The 13,859-nt window shown below is 68.5% G+C and carries 11 protein-coding genes; 4 read left to right on the plus strand and 7 right to left on the minus strand.

Annotated features, from left to right (window positions below; genetic code table 11):
- Positions 1 to 23 precede the first annotated feature (23 nt).
- Genes gmd through EAD98_RS16110 form a run of 3 tightly spaced genes read left to right on the plus strand, consistent with a single transcriptional unit; the run spans position 24 to position 3,360 of the window.
- A complete protein-coding gene (gmd, locus tag EAD98_RS16100; RefSeq protein WP_121654879.1) occupies positions 24 to 1,037 on the plus strand; it encodes a GDP-mannose 4,6-dehydratase in 1,014 nt (337 codons plus the stop codon).
- Complete coding sequence (locus tag EAD98_RS16105; RefSeq protein WP_121654880.1) at positions 1,034 to 2,233, plus strand: glycosyltransferase; 1,200 nt, start codon at positions 1,034 to 1,036, stop codon at positions 2,231 to 2,233. The genes gmd and EAD98_RS16105 overlap by 4 nt, the downstream gene beginning before the upstream one ends.
- Positions 2,230 to 3,360 carry a DegT/DnrJ/EryC1/StrS aminotransferase family protein gene (locus EAD98_RS16110; RefSeq protein WP_121654881.1) on the plus strand — a complete coding sequence of 377 codons (1,131 nt, stop codon included), beginning with the start codon at positions 2,230 to 2,232 and terminating at the stop codon, positions 3,358 to 3,360. The genes EAD98_RS16105 and EAD98_RS16110 overlap by 4 nt, the downstream gene beginning before the upstream one ends.
- Here the strand turns inward: EAD98_RS16110 and EAD98_RS16115 are convergent.
- The 5 genes from EAD98_RS16115 to EAD98_RS16135 form a co-directional block, all read right to left on the minus strand.
- The gene (locus tag EAD98_RS16115; protein ID WP_121654882.1) at positions 3,344 to 4,720 is read right to left on the minus strand and encodes a hypothetical protein; all 1,377 of its coding nucleotides are present in this window, start codon (positions 4,718 to 4,720) and stop codon (positions 3,344 to 3,346) included. The two genes, EAD98_RS16110 and EAD98_RS16115, sit on opposite strands and share 17 nt — an antisense overlap.
- Before the next feature lie 7 nt (positions 4,721 to 4,727).
- Positions 4,728 to 5,957: a hypothetical protein gene (locus EAD98_RS16120; RefSeq protein WP_121654883.1), complete on the minus strand. Its 1,230-nt coding sequence runs from the start codon at positions 5,955 to 5,957 to the stop codon at positions 4,728 to 4,730.
- Positions 5,958 to 6,114: 157 nt separating this feature from the next.
- The gene (locus EAD98_RS16125) at positions 6,115 to 7,425 is read right to left on the minus strand and encodes a phenylacetate--CoA ligase family protein (protein ID WP_121654884.1); all 1,311 of its coding nucleotides are present in this window, start codon (positions 7,423 to 7,425) and stop codon (positions 6,115 to 6,117) included.
- A gap of 57 nt (positions 7,426 to 7,482) precedes the next feature.
- Positions 7,483 to 8,250: a bifunctional 2-polyprenyl-6-hydroxyphenol methylase/3-demethylubiquinol 3-O-methyltransferase UbiG gene (locus EAD98_RS16130; RefSeq protein ID WP_121654885.1), complete on the minus strand. Its 768-nt coding sequence runs from the start codon at positions 8,248 to 8,250 to the stop codon at positions 7,483 to 7,485.
- Entirely contained in the window at positions 8,168 to 9,505 is a 1,338-nt protein-coding gene (locus tag EAD98_RS16135) for a hypothetical protein (RefSeq protein WP_121654886.1), read from the minus strand. The genes EAD98_RS16130 and EAD98_RS16135 overlap by 83 nt, the downstream gene beginning before the upstream one ends.
- Before the next feature lie 441 nt (positions 9,506 to 9,946).
- Between EAD98_RS16135 and EAD98_RS16140 the strand changes: the two genes are divergently transcribed.
- Positions 9,947 to 10,864: an NAD(+)/NADH kinase gene (locus tag EAD98_RS16140; protein WP_121654887.1), complete on the plus strand. Its 918-nt coding sequence runs from the start codon at positions 9,947 to 9,949 to the stop codon at positions 10,862 to 10,864.
- Between the two features lie 55 nt (positions 10,865 to 10,919).
- On the opposite strand, the gene pgm is transcribed toward EAD98_RS16140, so the two are convergent.
- Both pgm and glgC read right to left on the minus strand, forming a co-directional pair.
- A complete protein-coding gene (pgm, locus tag EAD98_RS16145; RefSeq protein ID WP_121654888.1) occupies positions 10,920 to 12,563 on the minus strand; it encodes a phosphoglucomutase (alpha-D-glucose-1,6-bisphosphate-dependent) in 1,644 nt (547 codons plus the stop codon).
- Between the two features lie 47 nt (positions 12,564 to 12,610).
- Positions 12,611 to 13,843 (minus strand): glucose-1-phosphate adenylyltransferase, encoded by a 1,233-nt coding sequence (glgC, locus tag EAD98_RS16150; RefSeq protein WP_121654889.1) that lies wholly within the window; start codon positions 13,841 to 13,843, stop codon positions 12,611 to 12,613.
- Between the last annotated feature and the right edge of the window lie 16 nt (positions 13,844 to 13,859).

Consider the following 13,859-nt stretch of genomic DNA (forward strand, 5'->3'; position numbering starts at 1 on the left):
TCATCTTTTCGGAAAGGCGCGGCATGAGTCGAGTCGCACTGATCACCGGCATCACCGGGCAGGACGGCAGCTATCTGTCGGAAATCCTCCTCGACAAGGGCTACACGGTGCACGGGCTGAAGCGTCGGTCGTCGAGCTTCAACACTGAGCGGATCGACCGGATCGACGTACACCCGCGCAACCCCGACGCACGCCTATTCCTGCACTACAGCGACCTGTCGGATGCGGGCTCGCTGGTCGCCCTGCTCCGCGACATCCAGCCCGACGAGATCTACAACCTCGGCGCGCAGAGCCACGTGCGGGTCTCCTTCGACATCCCGAGCTATACAGCCGACGTGACCGGGATGGGTGCTCTGCGGCTGCTTGAGGCGGCACGGTTGGCCGGCGTGAGCAGCCGCTTCTATCAGGCATCCTCCTCTGAGATGTTCGGATCGACCCCGCCGCCGCAGCGCGAGGAGACACCGTTCCATCCACGCAGCCCGTACGCCTGCGCGAAGGTCTTCGCCTACTGGGCAGCAGTGAACTACCGGGAGTCGTACGGCATGCACTGCTCCAACGGCATCCTGTTCAACCACGAGAGCCCTCGGCGGGGCGAGAACTTCGTGACCCGGAAGATCAGCCGAGCGGTTGCCCGGATCGAGGCCGGAATCCAGGACAAGCTGTATCTGGGCAACCTCGACGCGGTTCGCGACTGGGGATACGCACCGGAGTACATGGAGGCGGTCTGGCTCACTCTCCAACAGGACAAGCCGGACGACTTCGTGGTCGCGACCGGTGAGGGACATACCGTCCGTGAGTTCGTGGATGCGGCGTTCGCCCACGTCGGACTGGAATGGCAGAAGTACATCGTCACGGACCCGGCCTACTTCCGCCCCGCCGAGGTGGACGCGCTGATCGGCGACTATGGCAAGGCCCGCCGCGAGCTGGGGTGGGCCCCCAAGACACACTTCACAGATCTGGTGCGGGTGATGGTGGATGCCGACCGACAGTTGCTCGAGGACGAGCGGATGGGCCGGCTCGTCCGGATCGACCGGTGAGGATCGGCATCGACGCAACCTCGGTTCGGCCGGGACATTCGGCGGGAATCGAGGCATTCACATACGGCCTGCTCAACGGGATGGCTGATGGTCCGCACGAGCTGACGGTCCACGTGCTCAACGGCACCGGCGACGAGTGGCGCCAGCAGGTCCCGTCCGAACGCATTCGCTGGTCCGAGGTCCGTACGCCCCTGCGCACGGACAACCGGCTCGGTCGTCTGCTGCGCCGGCACGCGCCCCGCAGCGCGGTGACGTCGGTAGCCCTGCGACGTACCGTCAACCGCGTCCGGCAGTGGAACCGCTCCCCCGCCGCTGGCGTCGATGTCACGGTCTATCCGTTCTCGGCCGTGCCGGTGCACGCGGATCCGTCGGTCATCGTGCTACACGACCTGCGCCAGCTCCAGCCAAGCCTCGGCTCCCCGGGCTTTGCGGAGGTCATCCGGCGGAATGTGGCCCAGGCGGCCGCCGTGGTGGTGTCCTGGCCGCACCCCTATGAGCAGGCACTGCAAGCGTTTCCTGAGGCACGAGACAAGATTGCGATGATTCCGCTTCCCGCCTTCCATGCCGCGCGGCCGCAACCGTCGACCGAACCCGAACCAGGTCTGCTGGTATATCCATCGTCAACCGCACCGCTGAAGAACCACGCCACGCTGCTCGAGGCGATGGCGCTGCTCCCGGAATGCCGCGTCGTGTGCCCAGGGCCCCTGGTGGAGCCTGAGGCTAGTCGGCTGCTCGCCCGCGCGAGTCGGCCCGACCTGCGGGGACGGGTCTCCTTCCCGGGATTCGTGAGCACCGAGGAACTGGCGTCGCTGTACGCCCGCGCCTCGGCGGTGGTCGTGCCGTCCCTGTGGGAGGCGGCAAGTGGGGCCATGCTGGAGGCGTTCAGCTGGGGTCTGCCCGTAGCCTGCGCCGATTCGGAACCTCTCCTGGCCCAGCTCGACTTCACCGGTGCCGACGCGGCCGTTTTCGCGGCACACGACCCGGCCGCCCTCGCCGCAGCCGTCCGGCGGCTACTGCAGGAGCGCGAGCACTACGCACGCGCCTCTCATGCAGCTGGGGCACTACTGGCGGCACGCACCTGGCCGAACACCTCTGCCGACTACCTAGCCGTGTTGGACTGGGTGGGAGCGGGCCGGCCAGGACCGATGCCTCGGTCGTCGTTCGCCGAGAAGTTGATCTCCGGAGGAGCCCGTTGAGCACACAAGATCGCTACCCGGTTGCCCGGCCCTGCCTGTCGGACCTCGAGGAACGGTACCTGCTTGACGCGTACCGGAGCGGCTGGATCTCCTCTCAGGGCCCATACCTCCAAAGGTTCGAGGAGCAGTTCGCGGTTAAGTGCGGGGCGGCGGCGGCAGTTGCCACCGGCAATGGCACCGTGGCGCTCCACCTCGTCCTCGCGGCCGCTGGAGTCGGTCCCGGCGACGAGGTGATCGTGCCGGCCCTGACCTACATCGCCACTGCGAACGCGGTGACCTACTGCGGGGCCCGGCCAGTCTTCGTTGACGTGTCACCCAACACCTGGTGCATTGACGTGGAACAGGTGGCGGCCTCCGTCGGCCCCCGTACCCGTGCCGTCGTGGCCGTGGACTTGTACGGCCACCCAGCCGACTACCCCGCGCTCCGGGCGCTTTGCGAGCGGCACGGGCTGCTCTTGGTCGCCGACGCCGCCGAGTCATTCGGCGCCTTCTTGAACGGACGCCCGACAGGCGACCTCGGCGACGCGACCACCTTCTCGTTCTTCGGCAACAAAGTGATCACCGCTGGTGAGGGCGGATGCGTAACCACCTCCGACCTGGCGCTGGCCGACCGGATGCGGCTGTTGCGGAACCAGGGCATGGACCCACGTCGGCGATACTTCTTCCCCGTCGTCGGCTTCAACTATCGGCTCACGAACCTGGCGGCGGCGCTGCTCTGCGCCCAACTCGAACGCGCCGACGAGATCATCAGCCGGCGGGAGGTGGTCATCAGCGCGTATGAGCGCGAATTGAGCAATCCTCCGCTGATCCATCGCCAGCCGGTTCTTCCCGGTGTTCGCCGCGCACCGTGGATGGCATCTTTCCTCGTCGGTCCCGCGGGTACGAAAGGGCTGCGCGACGATCTCGCCCGAACGCTCGACCTGCTCGGAGTCGAGACGCGCCCGTTCTTCGTCCCCATCCCGGACCTACCGCCGTACGCGGACGTCAACAATGACTACCCTGTAACCGCCGACCTGTCCCGGCGAGGCATCAACCTGCCAACCTACGCGGAGCTTTCCGACGTGGACCTGAAGGTTGTTGTGGACCGGGTGCGCGCCGCTCTCTCCAAGGTCACCGACCGCCGCTGACCCGCGGCCCGGAAAGCGTGGACCGGCTACCTCCGGCGCTTGAAGCGGCCGCCGACGTACCGATCGGCCGGCTGTCCACGGCCGGTAACCCACCGCCGCGCCCGCCACCGGTCGTCTGCAGATAACTGGCCCACCACGCCGCCGCACTGATCAACCCCATGAGCGCCAGGGCGACTCCGGCGCCGACCGCGCCCCACACCACGGCACAGACCACCACCACCGGGACTCTGAGCACGCCGAGTGCACCGCCGAGGAGTAGCGCACGCCGAGCGGCGCCCTGGACCCGGTGTGCCGCGAAGCCCACCATGGCCACCGCCCCGAGTAGGACCTCCAACGCGAGCAGCCACAACAGGGGCTCTGCGTGCCGCCAATTGTCGCCGAGGACCGCCTCGCCCACGCGGTCGGGCAACAGGAGGACGAACAGGCAGGCCGGCGCGGTGGCGAGCAGCAGGGCTACCGTGACCCGCGCGGCGGCGCGTCGCCGCGCGGGTCCCGTCTCCGCCCGGACGCGGGCTAGGTGAGGAATGACCAGCGAGGAGGCGCTCCCCACCAGGAGCGTCGCCGGACCAAGAACAGTACGTCCGGCGCTCAACGCGCCCACGACGGCCATGCCCACGGTCACGCTCAACGCCGTCAGGGCGAGTTGGGCCGATCCGGCGGTGAGCAGGAACTGGAGGCCGTAGCTGGCCGCCGCACGGCTGCCGGTACGGTCCAGGCGCCAGCCCGGCCTGATCTGATGACCCTGCAGGAGAGTCGTGGCGTACCCGAGCAGGGCACCGGCGCCCGCCCACAGGCCGAAGACGACCGACGGACCCACCACCCCGGCCAGGCCCAGTAGAGCGGCGAACGCGGTCAGCACGGTCCAGACCACCTCTCGCGCACACGGGGGGCGGGGCCGTCCCACCCCCACCCCAACGTTTCTGGCGTAGTCGTGTAGCAACAGACCGGGCAGTGCGATGCCAACGAAGATCAGGTAGCTGGAGCGGTCGGCGATCCCACCAGCGAGGAGCGGGACGGCGCACCCGACCCCGACGGCGGCCACACGGCGACTACCCGCCGCGACCGCGGGACCATTGGTCTTATCCATCGCCGCCTCGGCTAGGACCGCCTCGGTCACCACCGTCCGGGACAGGCCGGTGACGAGTACGTAGAGGGAGAAGGCCAGGGCGAACCGACCAAGATCGTCGATCGGCGCCAGCCGCGCGACGGTCAGCGAGAGCAGCAGGTTTCCCAGGCTCGATAGGGCGGTCGTCAGGACCGCCCACCGGGCACGACCGCCGATGAAGCCCAGGAAAAGGACACTGACGCGCTTCGGCCGCGCACGGGGACGGCGCGCAACCGAACCGGGTGGGCGGGTCATCCCTCGATCAGGCCCACCGCGTCGTCCGCAGGTCCGCAGCCAGCGACGACGGGACCCCCGGCTTCCGAGCCGCGGAGTGCCGGCCCCGCACCCGTCCCTTCAGTAGCAGCAACACCGCGAAGACGGGCAGCGCGGCAACCAGGTGCTGAAGGAAAGCGATCATGGCGTCCGGGTAGCCGCTGGACCAGAGCAGGGGGCCGGCCAGCACGAAACAAAAGAGGCTGAGCCGGATCGGCCCTGGCGCGGCGCGTGCTCGGAGCAGAAGCACGGCCAACGCCGTCCAGCCGGCGTAGTAGAGCGGCACACCCAGCCAGCCGACGAGAAAGTACACGTTGCCGAGCGCGAGAAAGCTGTACGACGAGGTCGCCGTGCCGCCGAGGTACTGGTTGATCAGGGCTCCGGTCGAGATGGCCGGTCGGTCGGGGTCGAGGATCCGTGGCACGAGGCCGTACCGGACGAACTCGGTCGGCCCGGGCTGCCCGACGTCCACCGGAGCGTCGTACTCGGCGGCGTGGGTGAGCTGCAAATCTAGCCGTAGCCTGTCGCCAGCGGTGACGTCGTAGGCCACGCTCACTCCGCCGTCCGCACGGATGTCGTTTCGCAGGGCAAACAGGGTCGGCCACGCCAACAGGATCACCGCACCGAGGAGCACCACCTCGCGTACACGGAACAGGCCGCAGATCGCGCCGGCGCCGGCGATGAACGACAGATAGCCGAACAGTGGCGATGTGATGCCGGTGAGCGCCGCAGTTGCAACCTGCCCAGCGACCAGGAGGCCGATCCAGCAGAGCACACGAACACGGTTGGCGCGTCCGCCGAGGAAGCTGGCGAGCAGCAGCGCGAAGGCCAGGTAGGACCAGCCGGCCGAGAGCGCGGCCACCCGGGCCACCGGGGACGCGGCTACCTCATCGCCCAGCTGGGTGAAAATGGTGCCCTGGCCGGCCTGGGCCGCGGTGATCGAAGCGGCGACGCTGATCACGGCGACGAGCCGAGCCACCACGTACAGGTGCCGATGGGAGGCGTTCACCGCAGTGATGCCGGGGCGCCAGCGGCGCTGGGGACGGGCCGCAAGGGCAGCCGTCTCGACGAGCAGCGTGCCGACGAGGGCCGCACCTAACAACTGGAGGATGAAGGTGCTCTTCGGATTGGCGTACACCACGGCCATCGGTACAAAGAGCAGCGCGTACGGCGCCAGTACCAGAATGGTGATCGGGTAGCGCCGCAGAATCCAGATCACCCGCTCGCCCGGGGTGCGCGCGGGTCGCTCGGAGTGTGGCACCCGATGCGGTGCAACTCCGATCGGAGACGAGAAGGCAGACTGAGGTGTCAGCACCACTGTCAAACGACCTTCACCCTGATGAGAGACGGACGGTAGTCCGATGGCCCCGTCGGCCTCATGAGACGAAGAGGGCATGCTTGCCGGCTCGGGTCCGGGCGGGGTCGGAGATCTGGGCGAAGCTGATTGAGTCCGCGAACAGCTCGGGATGGTCCTTCCGAAGTTCGCGTACGAAGTAGGCGCCCACATCCGACAGGTCGAGTCGCCGGTCGGCCTCAACGTGAATCCGCAGGGCGTCCGGACGCATCTGCTGGAACTGCACTCCGACGATACCGGGGTAGGACTTGAGGATGTGCACCGGAAGGATCGCGGACAGGTCAAGGAGTCCGCGCGCCGACCCGATCCTGACGATGTCCTGTTGCCGGCCAAGGATCGCCCGAAATGCCAGAGCGTTGCCATCGACCACATCGCTGGGCTCGACGCGGTCGCCGATGGCGTAGCGCACCAGGGGGAAGAGACGATTGGTGAGGGTCGTGACACTGAGTTCACCGTCGTCGTCGGCATGACAGACGAAGCTGTCCCAGATGACTCTGATGTCCCGTGTGCTTCGGCGCGACATGGCGAGCACACCGGTTTCGGCCGAGCCGTACTCGATCACCGCCGGGACCTTGAACACCCGCTCCACCATGACGATGTCCGCGTCGCTGGCCGTCTCGGCGCACATAACCACCGCCCGCAGCCGACGTGGTTCGCTCAATTCGAGCTGGTTCCGTTCGATGTAACGCGCCAGCTTGAACACCGCCGAGGTGTAGCCCGTGAGCGCAACCGGGTCACGCCTGCGCAACGCCAGGTAGTGCGCCCGCAGCGACAGTTCGCTGAGATCGTATGCGTTGAGCCGGGTGACATTCACGACCAGGTCGGCGAGCCTTCGCTTTGCCTGTGCCAGCTGGCCGGACAGGCCAGCGCCGAAGAGGTGGGAATGCCCCCACAGCAGCACGGCCGGATCGGTCGGGCGGATCCCAGCCCAGTGCCGGCCGAGGTACGCATCGATCCACCGCCCCTCAACCTCGCCGGCGCCACGGGGATAACGCGTCGGCTGCCCGGTGCTGCCGCCGGTGGTGTAGGCGTCACGGATACGCCCGTGCTGGAAGATCTCGTCCTGCCGGGCGATGAGGATCTCCTTGGTCAACGAGGGGAAGCGCCGCAGTTCCGCGAGCCGGTCGATCCGATCCGGAAGACCATGCTCCCGACGCCACGACCGGTAGAACGGCACCTTCGCGAGGCAGTACTCCCACACTTCGTTGAACCGTCGTACCTGGTGCCGTTCGATCCAGGTCCGGTCCCGGTCCTCGTCGTACAGTGCGATCTTCCGCGCCAGCGCCTGGTGACGGACACCCAGGACGGCGCGCCCAAGCCAGGAACGGTCCATCGGGCATGCACCTTTCAGTTGATGTCATGGTTTGTCGCGGGTCGCACGGCCCAGCCGTCAGCGGTCGAGGGGCTTGCGTCCGAGCAGGTAGATGTCCGAGCAGAGCGTGGGTCGGCTGCGCAGCACCCGGTCCACCACCGGGGACAACGTCCGGACGAGCGGATGGGCGTGGCCCCGACCGAGCCAATTGCGACCGATGATCCGCACGCTCGTCAACCTCATGTCCCGGGCGATGTACCGCAAGTCGTCGACGTCCGGTTCCCGGACGTGGCCACGAAAGTGCGGGCGCTCGTACCAGTCGGCCATGGACGACCACTTGCCACTGCCCAGAGGGATGGTGATCCGCTTGCGGAGGTTCACGCAGTTGGGCACGCCGAGGAGGAACCACCCGCCGGGACGCAGCGCCGTCGTCACCTCCGCGAACAAGCGCTTCGGGGAGCTGTGCCAATGCTCCATGCTGTCGAAGGTGGTGACAACGTCCATCGACTCGGGCGGTAGGCCCAGTCCCTCCCGGACGACGTCCCGGACCTCGATCTTGACGCCGAGACCGCGGTGCAGGTCAAGCAGTTCGTCGGTCCGGGACTCGTTCATCGGGTCGGCGAAGTCATCGATCAGGGTGACGGACAGACCCACGGCGGCACATCCGACCGAGAAGAGACCTGTCCCCCCTCCCACATCGGCGACCGTCCCGACGGACGCTAGCTCGGAAACCAACCCGACATGGAACGTCTGCCGCTCCACCTCATACTTGAGCCGTGCCTGCCACTCGGGCGGGTAGCGCGTGGCCAGCCTCCGCAGTTCCTCTCTGACGACGCCTGCCTGCATGCTGCTCCCTTCCTGACCTGCCACCTCTGCCGGTCAGCCGAAGCAGCATGAACACTGGCACCGCCGACACCGAATGCTGGATGAAGGCGATCATTGAATCGGGGTACGTGCTGGACCAGAGCAGAGGGCCGGCGAGCGTGAAGCAGAGCGTGGCAATGCGCACCGGACCAGGCGCTCCACCCGTACGCAGCAGCACCACCACAATGGCCGACCACAACCCGTAGAAGATGAAGACCGCCGACGGTCCACCGAGGAAGTACACATTGCCCAGAGCCAAAAAGCTGTAGGCCGAGGTGGCGGTGCTGCCCAGATACTGATTGATCTCCACCCCGGTGGAGATGGTGGGACGGTCGGCGTCCAGCATCCGGGGTACCAGCCCATACCGTAGGTAGTCCACCGGGCCGGGCAGTGGCAGGTCCACGGGCACCCGGTGGTGAGCGGCCGCCGACATCTGGAGGTCGAGCCGGAGGCGGTCGTCGGCCGTAACCTGCTCGGACACGCTGACCCCGCCACCCCGACGGATGTCGTTGCGCAACTCGAACAGGGCGGGCCAGGCGAGGGCGAGCACCACCGCAACCACCGCAACGTAGCGGGCCCGGACGACCCCCGAGATGGCGGTCGCCGCCGCCAGGAACGAAATAAACCCGAGCAGGGGCGCGGAGCGAGCCGTCATGACAACGAGAAGCACCTGGGTCAGCGCCAGCGCGAGCAGCCAGCCACCGACCCTCCGTCGACTGGCACGGCCGCCGAGGCTAGAGGCGATCAGCAGGGCGACGGCAAGCGCCGACCAGCCGGACACCAGGGCCGAGAAGCTGGCGAGCGGTGAGTTGGGCAGATTCCCGGACACCTGCGTGAAAATGGTCCCACGCCCGACCACGGCACCGATTAAGTCACCGACGATGCTGACCGTGGTGACGCCGCGGGCCACGGCGTAGATGCGCGGATGGTCGTTGGCCGCCCGTACGCCCCGATCCCAGCCATGAGCTGATCTACGGAGCAGCAAGGCGGCTGTCTCCACCAGCATGCTGCCCGCCAGCGCCATTCCGACCAGACGCACCAAAAACCCGAGGTCGGGGTTCTCGTACACCACCGCCACCGGAAGGACGAACAGCACGTAGGGCGCAAGCACCACCAGGCTGACCGGGTAGCAGCGAAAGAGCCGTGCGGCCAACGGCCCGACGACGCCGGAGCCGGCGTCCGGCCCGCCGGCTCGCCCACCCGACCGCCACACGTTGGCCTCGGGAGGGCTGAGCACTCCGCCACCCCTCACCGTTCCACCAAGCCGCGTCGCGATCTGATACTCATCTGCTGAGTAACGAATATTTCCGGCAGAAGACACACTCGAGCACCATAGCCGGCAAAGCGGGCAGAAGGGACGGAAGTGGCCGTCAACCCAAACAGCGAGCTTGCACCGCCGCAACGAGTCCGCCGTTCGCCCACTCCGAGGGAGGGGCCGGACCCGGCAAGGCGGCGCACCGTTGGACCCGCTTACAGGCGAGTGGTACCCGCACCGTGGACCTGGCCGAGGCGACGAGCCGCGAGCGGCTCTCTCATCTCGTTCGAGACAAGGAGAACTACGACTTCCTCTTTGTCGAGGCTCACGAGGTGGATAGCGACACGTGGCGACCCTGCGCTGACGGCACGTCCCTTCGGTGTACGCCCGGCGCGGCCGCCACCGATGTGGTGAGCTGTACGGGTGTCGGGGCTGGGTCTGGTACTGCACCCCACCCGGGATGTCACCGAGGTGGTCGGGATCATCGAACGGTGGGCCACTCGCCACCACAAATCGTTGATGGTGCGCGCGGAGGACAAGCACCGTGTGCCGGCCAGCGTCGAGCCTGTGCCGGAGGACGAGGTGGCCGTCCGCGCCGACGCCTTGATCAGCATCGGCGGTGACGGCACCATGCTGGGTGCGCTGCGCTCCGCCGTCCTCGACCCGAAGCCGGTGCTCGGCGTGCACCTGGGCCGCCTCGGCTTCCTGGTCGAGATCGAGCCGCCGAAGCTGCCCGAGGCGTTGAGCCGGTTGCTGTCGAAGGACTTCACGATCGAGTCGCACGCCTGCCTGGCCTGCGACGTGTGCGGCGACGACGTGGTGGCGTTCAACGACATCGCGCTGGTCCGCCAGCCGGGCTCCGGCTTCGTCACCGCCACACTCGCGGTGGACGGCCAGCAGTACGGCTACTACCGCGCCGATGCGGTGGTGGTCAGCACGCCGACCGGCTCGACGGCGTACAGCTACGCGGCGGGCGGCCCGCTGATCTCCCCGGCGGCGGACGTGGTGGTGGTGACGCCGTCGGCGCCGATGGCGGGCATCTCCCGGGCGGTGGTGCTCTCACCGGACGAGAAGATCCGGTTGGAGCTGGAGCCCAACTCGTCGTCCGTCGTGGTGGAGATGGACGGGTTGGTGTTCCGGGACGCGGCGACCGAGGGTGCCGTGGACATCAGCTACCGCCGCAACGCCGGCCTGGTGGTCCGCTTCGACCCGTTGCGCTATCAGGAACGCAACCAGTTGAAGATGACGCTGCTCGACCTGCCGTTCCTGCCTGAGCAGCTCAGTGAGCTGCTCCCCGACGAGCTGCGGCGGCGCCAGCGGGAGCTGCCGCCGCCCTGCTGACCGGGCCGCCGCCCACCCCGAGGGAGTGGGCGGCGTCAGCCGGGGCGGGGCGTGCTCAGGCCTGTTTGAGGACGTTGTCGACCAGGGATTTGGCTTCCTGCTGGATGCGGGACAGGTGCTCGGGGCCCTGGAACGACTCGGCGTAGATCTTGTAGACGTCCTCCGTGCCGGAGGGTCGGGCGGCGAACCAGCCGGACTTCGTGCTGACCTTGAGGCCGCCGATCGCCGCACCGTTGCCGGGCGCGGTGGTCAGCGTCGCGGTGATCCGTTCGCCGGCCAGCTCGGTGGCGGTGACCTGTTCCGGGGAGAGCTTGCCGAGCACGGCCTTCTGCTCCCGGGTGGCCGGGGCGTCGATCCGGGCGTACGAGGGCGCGCCGAACCGTTCCGCCAGCTCCGCCCAGTGCTCGCTCGGGCTGCGCCCGGTGCTGGCCAGGATCTCGGCGGCGAGCAGGCAGAGCAGGAGGCCGTCCTTGTCGGTGGTCCAGGTGGAGCCGTCGCGGCGCAGGAACGACGCGCCGGCGCTCTCCTCGCCGCCGAAGCCGACCGCGCCGTCCAGCAGCCCGGGCACGAACCACTTGAAGCCGACCGGCACCTCCAGCAGCGGCCGGCCCAGGTCGGCGGCGACGCGGTCGATCATCGACGAGGAGACCAGGGTCTTGCCCACCGCGGCGGCCGGGCCCCAGTCGCCGCGGGTGCGGAACAGGTGGTTGATCGCCACTGCCAGGAAGTGGTTGGGGTTCATCAGGCCGGCGTCCGGGGTGACGATGCCGTGCCGGTCGGCGTCGGCGTCGTTGCCGGTGGAGATCTGATAGTCGGCGCGGGCGGCGATCAGCGACGCCATCGCGTTCGGCGAGGAGCAGTCCATCCGGATCTTGCCGTCGCCGTCCAGCGTCATGAAGCGCCAGGTCGGGTCGACCGTCGGGTTGACCACGGTCAGGTCCAGCCGGTGTCGCTCGGCGATCTCGCCCCAGTACGCCACGCTCGCGCCGCCGAGCGGATCCGCGCCGATGCGGACCCCGGCGTCGCGGATGGCGTCGATGTCGATCGCCGCCTGCAGGTCGTCGACGTAGTTGGCGAGGAAGTCGTACTCCCCGGTGGTGTCGGCGGCCCGGGCCCGCGCGTAGGTGATCCGGCGGACCTCCTTGAGCCCGGCGGCGAGGATCGCGTTGGCCCGGTCCTGGATCCACCGGGTGACGTCGGTGTCGGCCGGCCCGCCGTTGGTGGGGTTGTACTTGAAGCCGCCGTCGTCGGGCGGGTTGTGCGACGGGGTGATGACGATGCCGTCGGCGAGCCCGCTGGTGCGCCCCCGGTTGTGGGTGAGGATCGCGTGCGACAGCGCCGGGGTGGGGGTGTAGCCGTCACGGCTGTCCACCAGCACGGTGACCCCGTTGGCGGCGAGCACCTCCAGGGCGTCCACCGCGGCCGGCGCGGAGAGCGCGTGGGTGTCCCGGGCGAGGAAGAGCGGACCGTCCAGGCCCTGCTCGCGCCGGTAGTCGCAGAGCGCCTGGGTGACCGCGAGGATGTGGTCGGAGTTGAACGCGTTGCGCAGGCTGGAGCCCCGGTGGCCGGAGGTGCCGAAGGAGACCTGCTGCGCCGGGTCCGCCGGGTCCGGATGCTCGGCGTAGTAGGCGGTCACCAGGCGCGGCACGTCGACCAGGTCGGCCGGCTCGGCGGGCTGGCCGGCACGGGGATGGGTCACGGGGGTCTACCTCCTCGGTACTGCGATCAACGACGGGCGGGCTCGGGTCACGGCTCGACTCTCTGGCCCTTGCCGATCACCACGATGCCGTTGTCGGAGACGGTGTAGCGCTGCCGGTCCTTCTCCAGGTCGACGCCGATCTCGGCGCCCTCCGGGACGAACACGTTCTTGTCCAGGATGGCGCGCCGGACCACCGCGTGCCGGCCGATCTCCACACCCTCCATCAGCACGGAGCCCTCGACGTGCGCCCAGGAGTGCACCCGCACCTTCGGCGAGACGATCGAATTTTCCACCAGCGAGCCGGAGATCACCACGCCCGGGGAGATCATCGAGCCGACCGCCCGGCCGACGCGCTCCCCCCACTGGTGCACGAACTTCGCCGGCGGCCACGGTGGCTGCTCCGTGTAGATCGGCCAGTCGAAGTTGTACATGTTGAACACGGGGTGCACGTTGATCAGGTCCATGTGCGCGTCGTAGAAGGAGTCGAGCGTCCCGACATCCCGCCAGTAGCCCCGGTCCCGGTCGGTGCTGCCCGGCACCTCGTTGTCGCGGAAGTCGTAGACGTTCGCCTCGCCCCGCTCGACGAGCATCGGGATGATGCTCCCGCCCATGTCGTGCTTGCTGGTCTTGTCCTCCGCGTCGCGCTCGACGGCCTCGCAGAGCGCGCGGGTGGTGAAGACGTAGTTGCCCATCGAGGCGTAGATCTCGTCCGGCGCGTCGGGCAGGCCGACCGCGTCGGTGGGCTTCTCCCGGAAGGCCCGGATGCGCCGGCCGTCCTCGCCGACCTCGATGACGCCGAACTGGTCGGCCATCGACAGCGGCTGGCGGATGCCGGCGACGGTCACGGCGGCGCCGGAGGCGATGTGGTCCTCCACCATCTGCCGCGGGTCCATCCGGTAGATGTGGTCGGCGCCGAAGACGATCACGTAGTCGGGCTGCTCGTCGTTGATCAGGTTGAAGCTCTGGTAGATGGCGTCGGCGGAGCCGGCGAACCACCAGGGCCCGCGGCGCTGCTGCGCCGGCACCGGCGTGACGTAGTTGCCGAGCAGCGTGGACATCCGCCAGGTCTTGGTGATGTGCCGGTCGAGGGAGTGGGACTTGTACTGGGTCAGCACGACGATCTTGAGATAGCCGGCGTTGGCCAGGTTGGAGAGGACGAAGTCGACCATGCGGTACATCCCGCCGAACGGGACGGCCGGCTTGGCCCGGTCCGTGGTGAGCGGCATCAGGCGCTTGCCCTCCCCACCCGCCAGGACGATCGCGAGCACCTTGGCAGCCATGCCCAGACGCTATCCA

Origin of the sequence: Micromonospora sp. CV4 (assembly GCF_003667455.1) — a bacterium.
Lineage (GTDB): Bacteria > Actinomycetota > Actinomycetes > Mycobacteriales > Micromonosporaceae > Micromonospora.

What these genes read in the sequence shown, in the direction of transcription:
- gmd (WP_121654879.1), top strand. Translation starts at nt 24, where the DNA reads ATGAGTCGAGTCGCACTGATCACCGGCATCACCGGGCAGGACGGCAGC.
- EAD98_RS16115 (WP_121654882.1), bottom strand. Translation starts at nt 4,720, where the DNA reads ATGACCCGCCCACCCGGTTCGGTTGCGCGCCGTCCCCGTGCGCGGCCG.
- EAD98_RS16125 (WP_121654884.1), bottom strand. Translation starts at nt 7,425, where the DNA reads ATGGACCGTTCCTGGCTTGGGCGCGCCGTCCTGGGTGTCCGTCACCAG.
- EAD98_RS16130 (WP_121654885.1), bottom strand. Translation starts at nt 8,250, where the DNA reads ATGCAGGCAGGCGTCGTCAGAGAGGAACTGCGGAGGCTGGCCACGCGC.
- glgC (WP_121654889.1), bottom strand. Translation starts at nt 13,843, where the DNA reads ATGGCTGCCAAGGTGCTCGCGATCGTCCTGGCGGGTGGGGAGGGCAAG.